Origin of the sequence: Nocardia sp. NPDC058497 (assembly GCF_042720195.1) — a bacterium.
Lineage (GTDB): Bacteria > Actinomycetota > Actinomycetes > Mycobacteriales > Mycobacteriaceae > Nocardia.
This window is the reverse complement of the sequence record NZ_JBHXMY010000263.1, coordinates 1-1,172: the sequence shown is the minus strand read 5'-3', so window position 1 is coordinate 1,172 and position 1,172 is coordinate 1. Positions and strand designations below refer to the sequence as shown.

At 68.3% G+C, this 1,172-nt stretch carries 1 protein-coding gene; it reads left to right on the top strand.

The window, feature by feature from the left end:
* Window positions 1-202 precede the first annotated feature (202 nt).
* Complete coding sequence (locus tag ACFWPJ_RS18360; protein ID WP_378852842.1) at window positions 203-1,129, top strand: carbohydrate kinase family protein; 927 nt, start codon at window positions 203-205, stop codon at window positions 1,127-1,129.
* Window positions 1,130-1,172 lie beyond the last annotated feature (43 nt).

Sequence of the window (1,172 nt, the reverse complement as noted above, 5' to 3'; positions counted from 1 at the left end):
GCCGCAGCTCCTTGTTGGTCTGCGCGCACAACCTCGTCCCCGGGCTGGGGGAGCCCAGGCATAACACCGGCTTCGGGGCGCGCCCTACCGTTGCACTCGAGGTGTCCATGCACCCCCCACTTCTTGCTTTCCGCGCCTAGTGTCGAAGGGGCCTTGCCTCGTGTCTGTAGCTGTGTCCGCGTCCATCGCCACCGACCACCTCATGCGATTTCCCGGCAAGTTCGCCGATGTGCTGCTCGCCGATCAGCTCGATCATGTGTCCCTGAGTTTCCTCGTCGACGATCTGCAGATCCGCCGCGGCGGCGTCGCGGGCAATATCGCCTACGCCATGGGCCTGTTGAAGCAGCGTCCGGTGCTGGTCGGTGCCGTGGGCGCCGACTTCGCCGAGTACCGGCAGTGGCTCGAGAGCAACGGCGTCGACTGCTCCGCCGTGCACATCTCCGACAAGGCGCACACCGCGCGATTCGTGTGCACCACCGACGAGGCGATGGCCCAGATCGCGTCGTTCTACCCGGGTGCGATGAGCGAGGCGCGCGATATCGATATCGCCGCGATCGCCGCCGAACACGAGGTCGATCTGGTGCTGGTCGGGGCCAACGATCCCGAGGCGATGGTCGCCCACACCCGGCAGGCCAAGGCCGAGGGCATCGCCTACGCCGCCGACCCGTCCCAGCAGCTGGCCCGCCTCGACGGTGCGCAGGCGGCCGAGCTGGTCGACGGTGCCGCCTACCTGTTCACCAACAAGTACGAGTGGGCCCTGCTGCAGCAGAAGACCGGGCTGAGCGAAGCGGAGATCACCGCGAAGGTCGGCATCCGGGTCACCACGCTGGGTTCGGAAGGTGTGCTTGTCGTCGACGCCGACGGCACCGAGGTCCGCGTCGGCGTTGTTCCCGAGGCGGCCAAGGTCGACCCGACCGGTGTCGGCGACGGCTTCCGCGCCGGTTTCCTCACCGCCCACCGCGCGGGCCTGAGCCTCGAGCGTTCCGCCCAGCTCGGCTCGCTGATCGCCGTGCTGGTCCTGGAGACCACCGGCACCCAGGAGTGGACCCTGAACAAGGACGAGGCCGTCGAACGCCTCACCAAGGCCTACGGCGCCGACGCCGCCGACGAGCTGTCCGCGCTGCTGTAGTCGGTCACGCGAAGCCGAACGCCCCCTCGATCGAAAGATCGAG

Bases quoted from the DNA above. Each gene is read 5' to 3' on its own strand.
- ACFWPJ_RS18360 (WP_378852842.1), top strand. From the start codon at position 203: ATGCGATTTCCCGGCAAGTTCGCCGATGTGCTGCTCGCCGATCAGCTC.